General features: G+C 69.0%; 14 protein-coding genes and 3 pseudogenes. 6 read left to right on the top strand and 11 right to left on the bottom strand.

All coding sequences use genetic code 11. The features are described from left to right. Positions 1-43: 43 nt before the first annotated feature. Positions 44-1339, top strand: a complete 1296-nt coding sequence (locus tag ACFQS2_RS11040; RefSeq protein WP_377793796.1) for a pyridoxal phosphate-dependent decarboxylase family protein — start codon at positions 44-46, stop codon at positions 1337-1339. Here ACFQS2_RS11040 and ACFQS2_RS11035 read toward each other — a convergent pair. The 3 genes from ACFQS2_RS11035 to ACFQS2_RS11025 all read right to left on the bottom strand — a co-directional run bounded on the left by ACFQS2_RS11035 (position 1323) and on the right by ACFQS2_RS11025 (position 4326). After that, the gene (locus ACFQS2_RS11035; RefSeq protein ID WP_377019631.1) at positions 1323-2012 is read right to left on the bottom strand and encodes an aspartate/glutamate racemase family protein; all 690 of its coding nucleotides are present in this window, start codon (positions 2010-2012) and stop codon (positions 1323-1325) included. The genes ACFQS2_RS11040 and ACFQS2_RS11035 overlap by 17 nt on opposite strands. Further along, on the bottom strand, positions 2009-3448 hold the full coding sequence (locus ACFQS2_RS11030; RefSeq protein ID WP_377019632.1) for a Na+/H+ antiporter NhaC family protein: 1440 nt from the start codon (positions 3446-3448) through the stop codon (positions 2009-2011). Before ACFQS2_RS11030 ends, ACFQS2_RS11035 begins: the two co-directional genes overlap by 4 nt. An 89-nt stretch (positions 3449-3537) precedes the next feature. Then, positions 3538-4326 (bottom strand): SDR family NAD(P)-dependent oxidoreductase, encoded by a 789-nt coding sequence (locus tag ACFQS2_RS11025; RefSeq protein WP_377019633.1) that lies wholly within the window; start codon positions 4324-4326, stop codon positions 3538-3540. A gap of 201 nt (positions 4327-4527) precedes the next feature. Between ACFQS2_RS11025 and ACFQS2_RS11020 the strand changes: the two genes are divergently transcribed. Beyond that, a complete protein-coding gene (locus tag ACFQS2_RS11020) occupies positions 4528-5256 on the top strand; it encodes an SDR family oxidoreductase (RefSeq protein ID WP_377793795.1) in 729 nt (242 codons plus the stop codon). Between the two features lie 10 nt (positions 5257-5266). After that, positions 5267-5992: a FadR/GntR family transcriptional regulator gene (locus ACFQS2_RS11015; RefSeq protein WP_377793794.1), complete on the top strand. Its 726-nt coding sequence runs from the start codon at positions 5267-5269 to the stop codon at positions 5990-5992. A 13-nt stretch (positions 5993-6005) separates the two neighbouring features. Here the strand turns inward: ACFQS2_RS11015 and ACFQS2_RS11010 are convergent, their stop codons facing one another. The 3 genes from ACFQS2_RS11010 to ACFQS2_RS11000 form a co-directional block, all read right to left on the bottom strand. After that, a complete protein-coding gene (locus ACFQS2_RS11010; protein ID WP_377793793.1) occupies positions 6006-6851 on the bottom strand; it encodes a polysaccharide lyase family protein in 846 nt (281 codons plus the stop codon). A 25-nt stretch (positions 6852-6876) separates the two neighbouring features. Beyond that, the gene (locus ACFQS2_RS11005) at positions 6877-8427 is read right to left on the bottom strand and encodes an alkaline phosphatase D family protein (RefSeq protein ID WP_377793792.1); all 1551 of its coding nucleotides are present in this window, start codon (positions 8425-8427) and stop codon (positions 6877-6879) included. A 172-nt stretch (positions 8428-8599) separates the two neighbouring features. Beyond that, on the bottom strand, positions 8600-9358 hold the full coding sequence (locus ACFQS2_RS11000; RefSeq protein WP_377793791.1) for an SDR family NAD(P)-dependent oxidoreductase: 759 nt from the start codon (positions 9356-9358) through the stop codon (positions 8600-8602). Between the two features lie 175 nt (positions 9359-9533). Between ACFQS2_RS11000 and ACFQS2_RS10995 the strand changes: the two genes are divergently transcribed. Next, a complete protein-coding gene (locus ACFQS2_RS10995) occupies positions 9534-10433 on the top strand; it encodes a helix-turn-helix transcriptional regulator (RefSeq protein ID WP_377793790.1) in 900 nt (299 codons plus the stop codon). 66 nt (positions 10434-10499) lie between these two features. Here the strand turns inward: ACFQS2_RS10995 and ACFQS2_RS10990 are convergent. Then, positions 10500-10927: pseudogene (locus tag ACFQS2_RS10990) on the bottom strand (IS3 family transposase); the annotation flags it as partial. Positions 10928-11300: 373 nt separating this feature from the next. Further along, a complete protein-coding gene (locus ACFQS2_RS10985; RefSeq protein ID WP_377019647.1) occupies positions 11301-11516 on the bottom strand; it encodes a dihydrofolate reductase family protein in 216 nt (71 codons plus the stop codon). Between the two features lie 136 nt (positions 11517-11652). Between ACFQS2_RS10985 and ACFQS2_RS10980 the strand changes: the two genes are divergently transcribed. After that, positions 11653-12474, top strand: coding sequence for a TetR/AcrR family transcriptional regulator (locus tag ACFQS2_RS10980; RefSeq protein WP_377019648.1), 822 nt, complete (start codon positions 11653-11655; stop codon positions 12472-12474). An 81-nt stretch (positions 12475-12555) separates the two neighbouring features. On the opposite strand, the gene ACFQS2_RS10975 is transcribed toward ACFQS2_RS10980, so the two are convergent. Continuing rightward, a complete protein-coding gene (locus ACFQS2_RS10975) occupies positions 12556-13641 on the bottom strand; it encodes a hypothetical protein (protein WP_377019649.1) in 1086 nt (361 codons plus the stop codon). 252 nt (positions 13642-13893) lie between these two features. On the opposite strand from ACFQS2_RS10975, the gene ACFQS2_RS10970 reads away from it, so the two are divergent. Then, positions 13894-14217, top strand: a complete 324-nt coding sequence (locus tag ACFQS2_RS10970) for a hypothetical protein (RefSeq protein ID WP_377019650.1) — start codon at positions 13894-13896, stop codon at positions 14215-14217. 69 nt (positions 14218-14286) lie between these two features. Here ACFQS2_RS10970 and ACFQS2_RS10965 read toward each other — a convergent pair. Then, positions 14287-14460: pseudogene (locus ACFQS2_RS10965) on the bottom strand (DDE-type integrase/transposase/recombinase); the annotation flags it as partial. Positions 14461-14578: 118 nt separating this feature from the next. Continuing rightward, positions 14579-15477, bottom strand: a pseudogene (locus ACFQS2_RS10960) (IS110 family transposase); the annotation flags it as partial. Positions 15478-15507: the final 30 nt, after the last annotated feature.

The raw sequence follows: 15507 nt of genomic DNA, 5'->3' as shown, positions 1-15507 counted from the left end.
GACGCAGGACTGCGGGCCTCGGCGCGGCCGCTAGGGTTGTCCCGTGCAACTCCCTGACCATGGCCTGGACCCGTCGGCGATCCGCGGAAGCTGGTCGGCCGCCACCCGAGACGACGTCGACTGGCGCGGGGGCCGCGGCTGGTCCCTGGTCTACGACTCCCCGGACTGGCACCAGCAGCTGGTGGATGAGGCCTCTGCCCTGTTCGCGCACGAGAACGCACTGTCTGCCTCGGCGTTCCCGAGCGTGCAGCAGTTCGAGTCCGAGACGATCGCGATGGTCGCCTCGGTGATCGCACCGGAGTCCGAGGCGTTCGGCGTGTTCACCTCCGGCGGGACCGAGTCGATCATGGTGGCGCTGAAGGGGTACCGCGACCTGCCCGGCAACGAGACCCGTCGCCGCCTGGTGATGCCGGTGACCGCGCACCCGGGCTTCTGGAAGGCCGCGGACTACCTCGGCTTCACCGTGGAGCTCGTGCCCGTCGGCCCGGACGGTCTGCCCGCGCCCGCCGACGTCCTTGCCGCCGTCGATGACCGCACCGCCGCCGTGTGCCTGTCGGCCCCGTGCTTCCCCTTCGGCGTGGTCGACCCCATCGCGGAGATCGCAGGCCACCTGGCCGGAACTGGCGTGGGGGTCCACGTCGACGCCGCCATGGGCGGGCTCTTTCTGCCGTTCCTCGATGCCGCCGGGGTGGAGCCTCCGCAGTTCGGCCTCGATGTGCCCGGAGTGATCTCGGTGTCCGTGGACATGCACAAGTACGGGTACGGGATGAAGGGCGCCTCGGTGCTGCTGTTCGCGAATCCGGAGCTGCGGCACGCCAGCTACTACGTCTCCACCGGCTGGCCCGGCGGCGCCTACGCCGCCTCCGGCGTGATCGGCACTCGACCCGTCGGCCCCGCCGCGGCCGCCTGGACCGCGCTGTCCGCTCTGGGCCGCTCAGGATATCGCGAGCTCGTGGCGCAGGTCATGACCACGGCCCGCACCCTGCAGGCAGGGCTCGCCGCGAACGGTCTCGAGGTGATCGGGACGCCGCCGATGGGCGTGTTCGCCGCCACCTCCGCCGGGCCCTCGATTCCGGCGATCGCCGGAGCCCTCGGCGAGCGCGGCTGGTGGATCGACACCCAGGAGGACCCGCCGTCCCTGCACGTGGTCACCTTCCCCCGGCACGGGGAGGTCGCCGAACAGTTCCTGGGCGACGTCGCCTGGGCCGTGGGGAAGGCATCGGCTGACGATGCCCCGCACAGCGCGGGCGCCTCCTACGGGGTGATGGTCCGTGGCGGCTCGATCGACGACCAGGTTCTGCGTGAGCACCTGGACGAGCGCTTCACCGTGCCGGACTGATCCCCGCCCGGCGGAGGGTCTCTCGGGCGAGCTCGTCGAGGGCGTCCACGACCATCGACCGCGGCGATTCCGCGATCAGGACGGAGAGTTCCGTGCAGGCGACGAGCACGCCGTCGCAGCCGCCCCGCAGCTGGTCATCGATCACGGCGTGCAGTCGTTCCCGCAGCGGCGCACGGTCCGCACCCGTCTTCACCGCGGCGATGATCTCGAGGACCTCCGCCTGCTGCTCGGCCGGCGCGGCGGCCTCCACCCCGTGCGCGGCCAGGGCCCGCTCGTACATGCCGTGCTCGAGCGTCGCCGCGGTCGCCAGCACGCTCGCACGGGTTATGCCCCGGGCGGCGACGGCCCGCCCCGCCTTGTCGATCATGTCGACGTAGCCGCTCTCCCCCAGCACCTGCGGCAGGAAGGGATGGACGGTGTTGCACGGGACGGCGATCACCGCGGCTCCCGCGCCGCGGAGCACCTCGGCTCCGCGGCGCAGAGCCGGCACCGGAGACTCCCCGGTGCCGCGCAGGGCGGCGACCCGGTCCGGGATCTGCGGATCGGACCACGAGATGGTGGTGGGATGGTCCGCATCGCGCTGGGCCGGGGTGAGCTGGACCAGCCGCTGCTGGAAGTGGACGCTGGCGGCCGGCCCCATCCCGCCGAGCACACCGATCGTGGATGTGGTCATGCCGGGACGGTCTCCTTCGTGGCGCTGTAGGTGCGGTTCCAGCCCGTCACGGCCGAGAGGATGATGACGGCCAGCAGCGCCCAGGCGTACGGGTTCAGGAATGCCGCACCGATTCCGGGGGCGGTCAGGTCAGAGGTCGCCCCGACCGTGGTGACGGTGGCGAACCAGGCGATCACCGCGTTGTGCCAGGGCAGCATGTAGAACAGAGTGCAGGCACTGCAGTCCAGGAGGTTCGCGCGGCGTGCCGGGCTCAAGCCGTACTTCTGGCCGAGCGGCTTCGCGATCGTCGGCCCCACCAGCAGGATCGCCGGGGCGTTGGCGCCCAGCGGCACCGTGAAGATCAAGGTGACCACGATAATGGTGAGCTCGGCGCTGCGCACGCCGCGAGCGGCGGCATTCTGCAGCTTCGCGAGCAGCGATTCCATCATCCCGCTCTCGGCGAGGACACGAGAGAAGGCCATGATCAGTAGAACGAGCAGGATCAGTCCGGTCACGCCACCCATGCCGTCCTCCAGCAGACCCGTGGAGTCACCGCGTTCACCCGGGATCGAGAAGATGGCGCCGATCTGCAGCTGGCCGGTGACCAGCCCGATCACGACGGCGCTGACGATGCCCCATGTCAGCGAGACGAACAGGTGGCGGCGCAGCAGCGCGAGGGTGAGCACGAGTGCGAAGGGAATGATCTGGATCAGTCCGATCGCCCCGGTGGCGTTCTGGTCGGCCTCGGTCACGTCGCCACCGCCGCCGAAGATCGCGAACACCACCAGCGCGACCGCCGCTGCCGACAGTGCGAGAGGAAGCCGGGACCGTACGACGGAGCCCAGCTCGGCGTCCTGCGTGAAGGACGAGGTCACCGTGGTGTCCGAGATCGGCGCGATATTGTCGCCGAACGCGCCACCGGCCAGGATCGCGACCGCGAGCATCGTGGGGTCGGCGCCGAGCAGTACGCCCGCGGGGTACAGCACGGGCACCATCGCCTGAACGGTGCCCACGCTGGTTCCCGTGCCGGCACCGAAGACGCAGGCCAGTAGGAAGGCCAGCACCGTGAACCAGGAGCCGGTCAGGCCCGTCTGGAGGCCGAGCCAGAGCAGGCCGTCCACCAGCCCGGCCGCTTTCATGATGGCCCCGAACACGCCGGCGAAGACGAACGCGAGGATCACCATCGCGCCGGTCCGGTCCGTCAGTCCGCGCACGATCGTCTCCGCGTACCGGGTGCGGTTGCGGGCCAAGGCCATGCCGATGACCAGGGCGAGGAACCCCCCGACCCAGAACGCCGAGATCGAGGCGCGTTCGGTGATGGACAGCCACGACATCACCGCGATGAGGACGGCGGCCGGGATCAGCCCGGCCCAGCGGCCTCCGTACAGTTCGAGCCGGTCGTTCGGAAGCAGGGAATCGGGCTGGGCATCGGGGTTCTGCCCTGGGGGAACCGACATGTCGATCCTTCCGGGATCGTGCACAAGGGATGGTGTGAACGCACGTTACCGGAGGGACGGAGATGATCAACGATCACTCGGAGACGACGTCACCGCCCATACGCCCGCGACGGGATCTGCGTGGCCAGCTTGCCGCCGGAGACGTCCAGCAGGGTGCCGGTGATGTAGGAGGCCTGGTCGCTGGCCAGGAAGATCAGCAGGTTCGCGACGTCGTCCGGGGTCTCCCAGCGACGCAGGGAGAGGGTGTCCAGCAGCCGGTCCTGCGCCTCGGTGGGCATCTCGGCGAAGCCGTTCATGGCGGTGGGCACCATGCCGGGGGCGTAGGCGTTGACAGTGATGTCCCACGGCCCCAGCTCGGAAGCGAGCACCCGGGTCAGCTGCACCACGGCGGATTTCGAGGCGGAGTACGCGGCGCTGGCCACGCTGGGGACGATCGCGGCGAACGAGGCGGCGTTGATGATTCGTCCGCCGCCGGCGGCCTGCATCAGCGGCGCGACGGCCTGGCTCATGAGGAACGCCCCGCCCACGTTCACGTCCATGCAGGCCTTCCAGCGCGCCCACTCGATGTCCGCCACCGCGCCCTCGACGTTGATGCCGGCATTGTTGACCAGCACGTCGATGGTGCCGTGGCGGCCGGCCACCTCGTCCACCGCCGCCTGAACCGACTCGGGATCGGCGACGTTGCACACGACCTGCTCGACGGGCAGCTCCTCGCCCTGACCCTCCTCGACGCCAACTCCGTCCGCGGGGTCGGGGAAGGCGAGGTCGAAGGCGATCACCTTCGCGCCCTCGGCGGCGAAGCGCTGCGCGATGACGGCTCCGATGCCGCGCGCCGCGCCGGTGATCACGACCACCTTGTTCCTCAGATCCAGCTCCATCGCGTCGTCCTCTCCGCGGCCCGTCGCCGCTGGCTCGCTCTCGGCATGCCCCGTCGGCAGACCGTCCCAAAAAGCATACTATTGAGATCGGGCGGGCCACCGGAGTCGCCTCCGCGGCGGCCATGCCCGATCCGCACAGCCCCTGAGCAGCCACATGACAACGGCACAGCCCTGATGACGACGGCACGACGAGGAGACCTCATGACTGGCACAAACGCACCCGCCCTGTGGATCACCGGCGGAGGCAGCGGCATGGGCCGCGCCGTGGCCCGCGCCGCGGCAGCCCTGGGCTGGGCCGTCGCTGTCAGCGGGCGCCGCCGCGAGGTGCTGGACGAGGTGGTCGCCGAGATCGCCGCCGACGGCGGCGAGGCCCTGGCGCTGCCCCTGGACGTGCGTGACAAGGAGTCCGTGGCCGAAGCCGCCCAGACCGTCGCGGACCGCTTCGGGAGCCTGGACGCCCTGGTGCTCGCCGCCGGCCAGAACGCGCCGCAGCGCCGCTGGGACGATCAGGACATGGGCGAGTTCGAGCAGATCGTCGGCACCAACCTCACCGCGGTCGCCACCGTCATCGACGCCGCCCTCCCCCACCTGCGTCAGAGCAGCGGCATCGTTGTGGCGATCTCCTCCTACGCGGGCTGGAGCTTCCAGCCGGGCGCGGGCGTGGCCTACTCCGCGTCCAAGACGGCCGTCTCCTCCCTGATCCGCACCCTGAACCAGCAGGAGGCCGCCCACGGTGTGCGCGCCTGCCACCTGTGCCCGGGCGATGTGGCCACCGACTTCCTCGAGCAGCGCCCGCAGGTGCCCGACGCCGCCGCCCGCGCCGTCATGCTCACCCCGGAGGACATCGCCCGCACCGTCAGCTTCGTGCTCGAGTCCCCCGCGCACGTGCGCATCGACGAACTGGTCGTCTCCCCCGTCTCCCAGGCCTGAGCAAGCCGGGATGACCGCGGACTCCACCGCCTTCGAACGCGCCCTGGATCAGCTGGGTCGCGAGATCGTCGCCGGCGAACTGCCCGCCGGGCACGGCGACACCATCGACGCCCTGGTCCAGCGCACCGGCGCCTCCCGCAGCGTGGTGCGGGAGGTGACGCGGGTGCTCGGCGCGCTGGGCATGCTCAGCGCCGGGCGCCGCGTGGGCCTGCGCGTGCTGGGCCGCGAGCACTGGGACGTGCTGGACCCGCGCGTGATCCACTGGCGGCTCGAGAGCAGCGAGCGAGACCAGCAGATCGAGGAGCTGCGGGCCCTGCGCCTGGCGATCGAGCCGGCCGCCGCGGCCGCCGCCGCCCGGGCCGTCCGCAGTGGATCGGCCAGCACGGACGAGCTCGAACGGGCCGTGGCGGCGATGCGCTGCGCGGCGAGCGAGCCCGAGGCGACGGCGTTCCTGCAGGCAGACCTCGCCCTGCACGCCGCGGTGCTCGACCTCTCCGCCAACAGCATGTTCGCCCGGTTGCGGGCGGTGATCGACGAGGCCCTGCAGGAGCGGGCCGTGCGGGAGCGGGCCCACCTGCTGCCCGATCCTCACGACCTGCAGCTGCACGTCGAGGTCGCCGGTGCGATCACCGCGGGCGAGGCGGAGGAGGCGGCGGCGGTGATGCACCAGATCGTCGAGCGCACCTCGCAGGAGGCGGCCGGCCGTACAGGGAGCCCGGCCGGTCCCGCGAGCTGACCGCCGCCTGGGCTCACTCCCGCGCGAACAGCCCCACCGCGTCCCACGCGACCCAACCACCCTCGACCAGGTGCAGGTCAACCACGTTCTCTCCCGCCTGCAGCGCATCGGCCGGGATCGCGAACTCGTGGAAGGAGCGCAGCAGCGTCGAGCCGGGCACGGTCGCATCGCCCTCCCGCGAGCCGCGCGTGGCACCGGTGGGCAGCTCGATGTCGCGGACGTGCTGCCCGCCCACGCTGACCGCCAGGGTCCCGCCGAGGCGAGTGGTGTCCACCAGCCAGATCGCCAGGTCGTGGTCCTCGGCCGGCGCCTCATCGAGGGTCACGGTCCAGCGGGCGCGGTAGCCGTGGTTGCCGGCCCAGCCGTCTCCCGGGCCGGGCAGCAGGTAGGGCCAGGCGCTGCCCGGCCCGTCGGCCCCCTGGGCGTACTCGATGACCGCATCGGGGTACTCATCCGGGATGCTCGAGTAGGAATCCGGGGCGAAGCGGAACTCCAGGGTGCGGCCATCGAAGCTGCCGATGGTGGCGACCTCGCGGCCGGTCGCGGTGACCGAGGGCTGCGAGGTGGCGGTCAGCGGCTGGCTGGGCTTGCCGCGCGCGCCGGCGTCGGAGACGGCCAGAACCGTGTAGGTCCACTCCTCGCCGGCGGCGTCCAGGCCGTCGTGGACCAGGCGCGGGTACACGGTCTTGGCGAGCAGATCCTTCTCACGCGGGGCTCCGCTCGCGCTGCTGCCGCGCACGGCGTAGACCCGGTAGTGGTCTATCAGCGGCTCCCAGGCCAGGGGCTCCCAGGTCAGGGTGATGGTGGCCAGGGCGGGCTCGGCGTGCAGACCGGTGACGATGGCGGGTCGCGGGCTCATGATGCTGTCTCCTCTCGGGCCCGGGTCACGCCGGGATCAGGCGGGGGTCGTCGGCCGGGGCGGTGAAGCGCGCCGAGAGCTGCTTGGGCGCAGTGTCGTCGGCCTCGATCCACTCGACGATGTAGAAGCTGGCGGTCAGCTCCTCGGGCGTCAGGCGCACGTGGAGGTATCCCCGTCGGCCGTCGTAGTGCTTGACGTACTCGTGCTGGGTCCAGTCCGAGGTGTAGCCGTCGGTCTCGGCGCCGTCCCCGTCGGAGGCGATGGAGGTGCACACCAGTTCCACGCCGATGGTCTCGGCATCGGGGTCGGTGAAATCGGCGTGCAGCTCGGCGGCGACGTGCTTGTGGATGTCGCCGGTGAGCATCACAGGGTTGGAGCTGGCGGCCATGGCATCCAGCAGCCGCTGCCGCGCGGCCGGGTAGCCGTCCCACATGTCGGTGCGGTCCTCGCTGATCGCAGTGAGCACCACGCCGTTGGCCAGCAGGTTCCACGTCGCCTCGGACTCCTCGAGCCGCCCGGTGACCCACTGCTCCTGCTCCGCGCCGAGGATCGTGCGGTCCTCCGCGTACTGCTCCTCGGCGCTCTCGGGCACGGGGTCGCGGAACTGGCGGGAATCCAGCAGGGAGAAGCGGGCCAGGGAGCCCACGTCGAAGCCGGCGGTGATGTCGGTGTCCGGCCCGTCGGGCAGTGCCGTCAGGTCCAGCGGCATGTTCTCGTAGAAGGCGCGGTAGGCCACGGCGATGCGGTAAGTGAACAGCTCCGGCGGGATCGCGTAGGCGGATGTATCCGCGATGTAGTTGTTCTGGACCTCGTGGTCATCCCACACCGCGACGGCCGGCACGCGGGCGTGGACGGCCTGCAGGTGCGGATCGGACTTGAACAGGGCGTAGCGCAGCCGGTACTGCTCGAGCGTCTCGATCTCCACGCCGTGCGCGGCGGAGACCGCGGCGCCCTGGCGCCACAGGTTCGACTCGGTGATGCCGTACTCGTAGATGTAGTCGCCGACGAAGACCACCAGGTCGAGGTTCTCCTCCGCGGCCAGATGCTTGTGGGCGGTGAAGTGGCCGTGGTACCAGGCCTGGCAGGAGACCACGCCGAAGGAGAAGGACTCCACGTCGGCGCCGGCCGCGGGCAGGGTGCGCAGGCGGCCGACGGGGCTGATCTGCTTCCCGACGAGGAACCGGTAGAAGTACTCCGTCGCCGGCTCGAGCCCCTCGACGCGCGGGTGCACGGAGTGGGCGAGCTCCGGCTGGGCGAGGGCCTGGCCGCGCTGGACGATGTCACTGAACTCGGCATCGCGGGCCACCTGCCAGCGCACGCTGACGTTGCGCAGCGGCATGTCGCCGTGGCCGTCCTCCGCCAGCGGCTCGGGGGCCAGGCGGGTCCACAGCACCGCGCCGTCGGGCCGGGGTGCGCCGCTGGCCACGCCGAGGCCGAAGAGGTCCTCCCGGTGCGGCAGCGGCTCGGCGTCGGCCTCGGGGGCGCTGATGCCGAGGGCGAGCAGGGCGGCCGAGGCACCGCTGGCCTGCAGCAGGCGGCGGCGGCTGAGCGAGGTGGGCGGGGCAGGTGCCGGCATAGGGTCTCCCGAGCTGGTGTCGTCGTGACGGTGTGACATCACAGTCAAGCACCCGACGGTTGCTCGCAGTTGAACACCGGAGGACGCGTGGGCGACGCGGCGCCAGGTGCGCCTCGAACCCCCCGTGCGCCGTCCGGGTGGTGCATGAGCGAATCCGGCGGCTTGGCCCAGGTCAGGGCTGATCGGTGGGGCGGATGACGATCTCGTTGACAGCGACGCGCCGCGGGTTGGTGACGATGTAGCCGACGGCGTCGGCGACATCGTCGGTGTGCAATGCCTCGACTTCACCGAATGCGGCGGTGAAGTCGGTGTCGGAGTTGGCCTTGTGCTCGAACAGCTCACTGGCGGTGCGGCCGGGCTCGATGACCGAGAAGCGCAGGTTGCGGGTGGTGTACTCCTGGCGCCAGGCTTCGGTCGCGCCGGTCACTGCGAACTTGGTCGCGTTGTACAGAGCGACGGTCGGGGCAGCGAACCTGCCGGCAACAGAGGAGATGTTCACGACGTCGGCAACCGAACGAGGGCCATGCTGCGCCGCCACCAACAGGTGAGGCAGAGCGGCTTTGGTCACGTACATCAATCCGCGCAGGTTGATGTCGACCATCCGGTCCCACTCGGACAGTGGTGTCTCGTCAGAGGCGCCGTTGAGCATGACGCCTGCGGCGTTGACCAGCGTGTCCAGTCGGCCGAGCGCGGTGACGGTGGTCTCGACGGCGGCGGCCGCCGTGTCGGCGTCGGTCAGGTCAGCGGCGACGACCAGGGCGGTGCCACCGTCGGCGCGCAGCTCGGCGGCAAGCTCTTCGAGCCGGCCGGCGCGCCGGGCGACGAGGGCAACGGAAGCGCTCGCGCCGGCGAGGCGGCGGGCCGCGGCGCGGCCGATGCCGCTGGAGGCTCCGCTGATCATCGCGACGGTTCCGGTGAGGTTCTCAGTCATGGTCGTCCTCCTACGTGGGTGGCATCGGGGAACAGATGCCGGTCTGATTGGTGACGACATCCATGCCATCAGCACGCAGGGGCCAGGGGAACCAGATAGCACGCCCTCTGGCAACTGGTACTCGCACTACCTGCTACACCGGCCAGGAGCTTGAGCGCGACGGCAGACTGGGAGGATGACAACGCTGAACGGATTGCGCGAGTTCCTGACTTCACGCCGGGCACAGATTGATCCGGAGGCTGTCGGTTTACCGCCGTCGCCGGTTCCGCGCCGGCGCCGGGGGCTGCGCCGCGAAGAGGTGGCCGCATTGGCCGGGGTGAGCGTCGACTACTACGCGAGGTTGGAGCAGGGACGCATCGGCGATGTCTCGGACCAGGTCCTCACTGCTATCGAGGACGCGCTGCGGCTCGACCCGCTGGAACGGCAACACCTGCGCGGCCTTGTCAGCCCGCAGCCTGCACGCCCGCACACGCAGCGAACGGCCAGGTCGCGGGTGCGGGGCGGGATGCGTGCACTGGTCGACGCCATAGACCCTGTTCCGGCGCTGCTCCAGGGACCGCGCATGGAGATCCTGGCCTGGAACCAGGCAGCCACGATCCTGCTGGCGGACTTCGCCGCCATGCCGGCGCGCGACCGGAATGTTGCCCGATGGCTGTTCCTCGACGCATCCAACCGCACCCGGTACCCGGACTGGGACGAGGTCGCCGGACCCACCGTTGCCGCGCTGCGGGCGGCTCACAACCCCGCCGAGCCAGATACGGAGTTGGAGGAGCTGGTCGGCGAGCTGTCGGTGGCGTCGCCGGAGTTCGCCCGGTTCTGGGCGGACTACCGCCTGTTCAAGCACGGGCACGGCACCAAGCGCATCTTCCACCCCACCGTCGGGGTGATGACACTCAGCTACGAGACCCTGGAGGTCCCGGAGTCAGGAGGGCAGTTCCTCTCCACCTACACCGCCGACGTCGGCTCGCCCGCGGCGGAGAAGCTCAGCATCCTGATGAGCTGGGGGCGCGGAGCCACCGAGCCCTCTGAGTCCGCCACGCAAAACACTGATGAACAAGACACCTGGCAGTCCTAGTGTCGCGTTGCTGAAGTGGTTGGACGCTTGGCTTTCGTGAGGATCTGACCTGAGGTTGCTGGCTGGGCGCTTCCAGGCGCGGTAGGTCCTCGCAGCGATCTCCAGGCCCTGCTGGCGCAGGACGCGGAGGATCGACTCGACTGCGTAGCCCTCGGCCCTCATCTCGTCGATGAACGCGAGGATCAGCGGCCTCGGGGGTCGAGCTCCCCCGCGAAGAAAATCGAGGCCCGCCGGAGGATCTCGTTGTCCTCCCGGAGCCGCTTGACCTCCGCCTTCAGTCGCTTGACCTCGGCAGACTCCTCACTGGTCACGCCCGGCTTCGTCTCGTTGTCGACGTCAGCCTGGGCCAGCCAGCGCCGCACGGACTCCCGCGAGACGCCTTCCTGGCGGGCGACCGCGGCCGTCGCCGCGGTCAGGGTGGGGTACTCCTGCTGGTGCTCGCGCACGAGCCGCACGCACCTCGCGCGCAGCTGGGGATCGATCTTCTTCGGCATGCTGTCCATCCTTCCGGACTCAAACAGCAGCAGCATCAAACCTGGGCCGGTTCATGACCCTCATGGACTCCAGCTGCACCTCGAGGTCACCGAGGCGATCCGGGCGGGCGATGCGGCCCGGTCGCCACGGTGATGCGGCGGGTCGTGGAGTGGATCCCGCAGAGGTGGCCGGGACAGGATCCAGATTCTATAAGGCACTAGCGCGCGTGCAGACCCTGTCTCTAGAAGGGATCTGGAGGGAGGGCGAGGCCGTAGATGGGGCTTGTTCAGCCGTCCGCCGGCGTGATGAAGGCAGCCAAGATTGCGGATTTCAACCGGGACTGCTGCACGGATAGGTGACATCTCGAGGTGCGCCGTCTTCGGATGACGGACCTCAATCAGCCCGTCGATAGTGCATGGCGACCGCGCCGTTGCTGAGCGGCTCCGCCGAGTTCAGATCGAGTCGTCGGGTGCTGGGCAGTCCGTCCTGGTACAGGGTGGGGCCGTGGCCGGCGATCATGGGATGGACGAGGAACGTGTACTCGTCGATCAGATCCAGTCGGTCCAGCTCTGTCGCAAGTTTGCCGCTGCCGACGAGCACGTTGGCCACGCGGCTCTTCGGGAAGCGGCGCTCTGCCGAGGCCGTCTCTCGAGAACGAGCGGCGTTCCGAAATCGGATCCGGTACTCTTCAGTTAGATGAGAACGGACCTCCAGCGGGGCGGGACTGCCTGCCCTCTGAAGCTTCGTGGCAGGTCACCCGGCAGGCGACAGACAGGCTGAAGCATTGAGCACCGTTAAACCGACGACTACGGATCGTGCTGAGCATCCAGGTGGTTCTCCCAAGCGGGAAACGCCTCTGAGCAAGCTTCCACCGGCCGACGCGTCTGAGCCTGCAACGCCGCCACGGTCACCGGGAGCGACGGACCGCAGTCGCCCAGCAGGTGCCCATCACACCTCCCGCGGGGAGGAGGTTCTCGATGGCGCCGCGGAGATGTTCGCCGAGCACGGGTACCACGCCTCGAGCCTGCGAGATATCGCAAGCCATGTGGGTCTGTCTCACCCGGGAATGCTGCATCATTTTGGGTCGAAAGAAGCGCTCTTGAATGCTGTGCTGGATCGGTTAGAAGCGCGCGCGCAGAGTGCCCTCGATCATCTCGACGAGTATTGCACCGACGGTGACGCGCTGCTGCGGGCACTGGCAGAGGTGTGGCATCCGGCGTCTCACCCGATCCAGCTCCTGGCCACTTTGGATGCCGAGGCCGTGAGCAAGGATCTTCCCAGCCGGTTTCGGGTGGCTCGGTTGCATCGGGTGCATGAACACGTGCTCGAGCAGTGCTTTGCCCAGCTCGACGAGAAGTGTCTCCTCCGGGACGGCATCGACCCGCCATTCGCCAGTCGGGCGGTGCTCGCCTTGGTACTTAACCTCGCTGCTCGTGAGGAGACTGTGCGCGCCATGCAGAGCAATCCGCACGACGATGCACCGATGAACGATCTCGCCAAGCTGGTTCGGGCCTTCCTCAAACCTGCCCACGGGGAAGATCCGGCCTCCATCAGCACACAGGCCTGAGCGACGCTGCGGTGACCCGGTGACGGCCGCAATCAGCGCATCAGGTCCGTGCTGAGAATGCTCCTGGGTGAGTCCTGACGTTCATTGCCCCGTCCTGGTCTTCTCGTAGGTGTCGAAGAGCTCACGCCGCTCGTGATACCGCTGGCTGTAGGTGGCCAAGCGCACCGCGTCCTCGTTGTCGAAGTTCGACCCCAGTGCACCTGCCAGAGTGCCCAGAGACGCCGTCAGCCATGCCAGGTCGATGTAGTCGCCCAGGCCGATCGGGTGCATCAACTCGCCGCGGAGATAGCCCGCGTCGATGAGCGCCAGCGACAGCGCGAGCATGACGGCGAAGAGGATGAGATACATCAGCACCACGCTGACTCCCACGGTGATGATCGTGGAGATATTATCCAGGCGCGTCTGCCATATATCGCTCTGCTGGGGCTCACGGTTCCACAAGTTGTTCGACACGATCAGCCAGCTTGTCAGAGCGCCGATGACGAGGACGCTGACCAGCAGCAGGCGGAGGCTCGACAGGGGATCGGCCACGCTCGCCAGGGTCCCGTAGAACACGCCGAAGGCGCCAGATGCGACAGCCACGGTGAAACTTCCGGTCATGGCCGGCAGCAAACGACCCGGGCGGTTGCTGCGCAGCATCCCGGCCAACATGCGCACCGCGCGGAAGCGTCCCGTCAGCATCGTGATCATCAGGTCGTTCTCGTCGGAGGACGGACGCTGCTCGACCTTCACACGACTGACTGCAGCCTCGATGGCCGGCGCGTCCGGGCTTGCAGCGGATGAGGCCGCCCCCACCAGCGTGATCAGCAACTCACGAATCCGCGGGGCAACTCGTACCGCGCCGAGCGGGGGCAGCGAGATCAGCGCGGCGCGGGCATCGGTACTCACTTGGAGCAGCACCGGGTGATCATCAAGGTACCGCGGCAGATCGGTGAGGTAGACGAAGGACTCCCATCCGTGCTCTGCCAGCAACCGTGGCGCGTGCTCGAGCAGCTGAATGGTGCCATCGGGGGCCAGCGGCAGCGCTTCTTCGCTGACCTCCACCCGCCACCGCAGACCAGTTTTGCGGAAAAGCTGTCCGGTCAAGTCGTCGGCGATCGACGCAGCGACACGCTCCGGAACGCCAGGATCGGCACATAAACCAAGGATCGGGGTCGTCGAGTCCATGCCCTCAGCATCGCATCGACACAATTGTCCGCAGCGAGACGGTCCCGGTCCCAGACCCCGCACACGCAGAGGCCCACGCCGCCCGGCATTCCGTTCTGTCGTCGCGATGTCGTACCTACCTCACGGTCGGTGACCATGAACGCGTCGACGCCCGCCTGCACAGCCAGCACCGTACGGTGGGGCTGTCGGCCTCGGGTCGTCACCGGCGGCGGCCAGTCGCCCACCCTCGAAGGACGGACCTCTTTCTCCCTCATGACTCACAACATCTCCGTGATCGTCCGCGCCGAGATCGATAGTAGAGCGATGCGGCTCGTCACCACGGGCTGCCTCACCGAAGAATCCCAGCAGGCGCTGTTCTCCCTGATCCTCAAGGCACGCGATATGCATCCCGCGGGTCAGGTCACCGTCGACCTGACTGAAACGCTCCACATCGACACCACTGGACTGAACCTCCTGCGCGCCGCAGTGGACCACGATGAACACGTAAACCCGGGAGAACCCATATTGTTCCTCATCCCAGACTCCTTGCCGCCCTGCCCAGAGGCTCACGACCTGGAGCCCGTGGGTGTGAAGTAGTGGCTTTCAGCCGCCCACGGACCCCAGTGCTGGAGCCGGGGCCTCCGGGCGCGGGCCTACCAGGGCTCATCGCGGAGGTCTGTCCCGTGGCACGCCCTTGTCCAAGGCCTTTACCGCCAGTCGGGCCTTCATCCGGTCGCTGATGGAGTAGCCGAGGATCCCGCGAGAGAACACGTCCTTGATCGCGCAGAGGTAGAGCTTGCCCTCGTCGGTCCAGTGCTCGGTGATATCGGTCAGCCACAAGAGGATTTTCCCGGCAGGTTCGCCTGCGAGAGGTAGGCGGCCGCGCGGCGCAGGACCTCGTTCTCCTGCTCCAGCGGCCGGATCCGCCGACGCGCATCACCCAGCTCGGAGGACTCCTCGCGGGCTCGAAGGCGGTGCCGTCGCCGATGGCCAGGAGGATTTGAGCGGCGGTTTTGATGCCGATCCCCAGCATGCTCATCAAGACCGAAGCGAGAGCGAAGTCCTCCAACGTTGCCTCGACCTCCCGAGCCACGGTGGCCCGTTGCTCCTTGAGCTGACCAGCAACCCGTGGGACCACCATCTCCACCGCCGCGGTGGCGGGAACGACCACGGTCTGCTCGCCAAGTGCACTGAAGGTCTGGTCGACCAGCGCTTCGGGACCGCGCCGGGAACGGGAGCGGGCGAACCGCAGCACTCTGCCGCGCCCCGCAGCCTTCAGCCCCGTTGGGCCGCCGAACTTCTCCAGGAGGTCGAGGACCAGCCCGTGGCCAGGCTCCCACCGGTGACGACCCATTCGAGGGCGGGATGGATCTGCGCCAGCAGAGAGCGAATCCGGTTCAGAGCCCTCGTGGTCTCATGGGCGAGGTCCTTATCGCAGCCCGCGAGGACCTTCAGGGAAGAGAGGACCTCGCTGTCACGGTCCACGCTGCGAAGGGTGTGGGGCATGGTGCGAGCGGTGTCGGCGATGATGAACGCATCCCGCGCATCGGTCTTCGACCTGCCCGGATACAGGTCCGCGGCCTTCCGCATCGCCAGCCCCGGGAGATAGGCGACGGTGCAACCGACGTCGCGGGCGACTGCAATCGGCAGCGCACCGATGGTGTTGGGGTTGGGCTGGCCGACGACCATCAGCACTTCGCCATGGTTCTGCAGGCTGGTGAACAGCTCTCGGCGCTGGGCCTCGTCCTGCGGCAGAGGCTTGTCGAACAGCCGGTTCCCGTCGGGGTCCAGAGCGCAGGCGTGATGCTCGCTCTTAACCACGTCCAAGCCGACCACGACCGCACATCTCGGTTCCATGATGCTGTCCTTCCCTGGAGCATCACTGCT

Source organism: Brachybacterium sp. GCM10030267 (genome assembly GCF_042666875.1).
Lineage (GTDB): Bacteria > Actinomycetota > Actinomycetes > Actinomycetales > Dermabacteraceae > Brachybacterium.
This window is presented reverse-complemented; position numbering and strand designations above follow the sequence as displayed.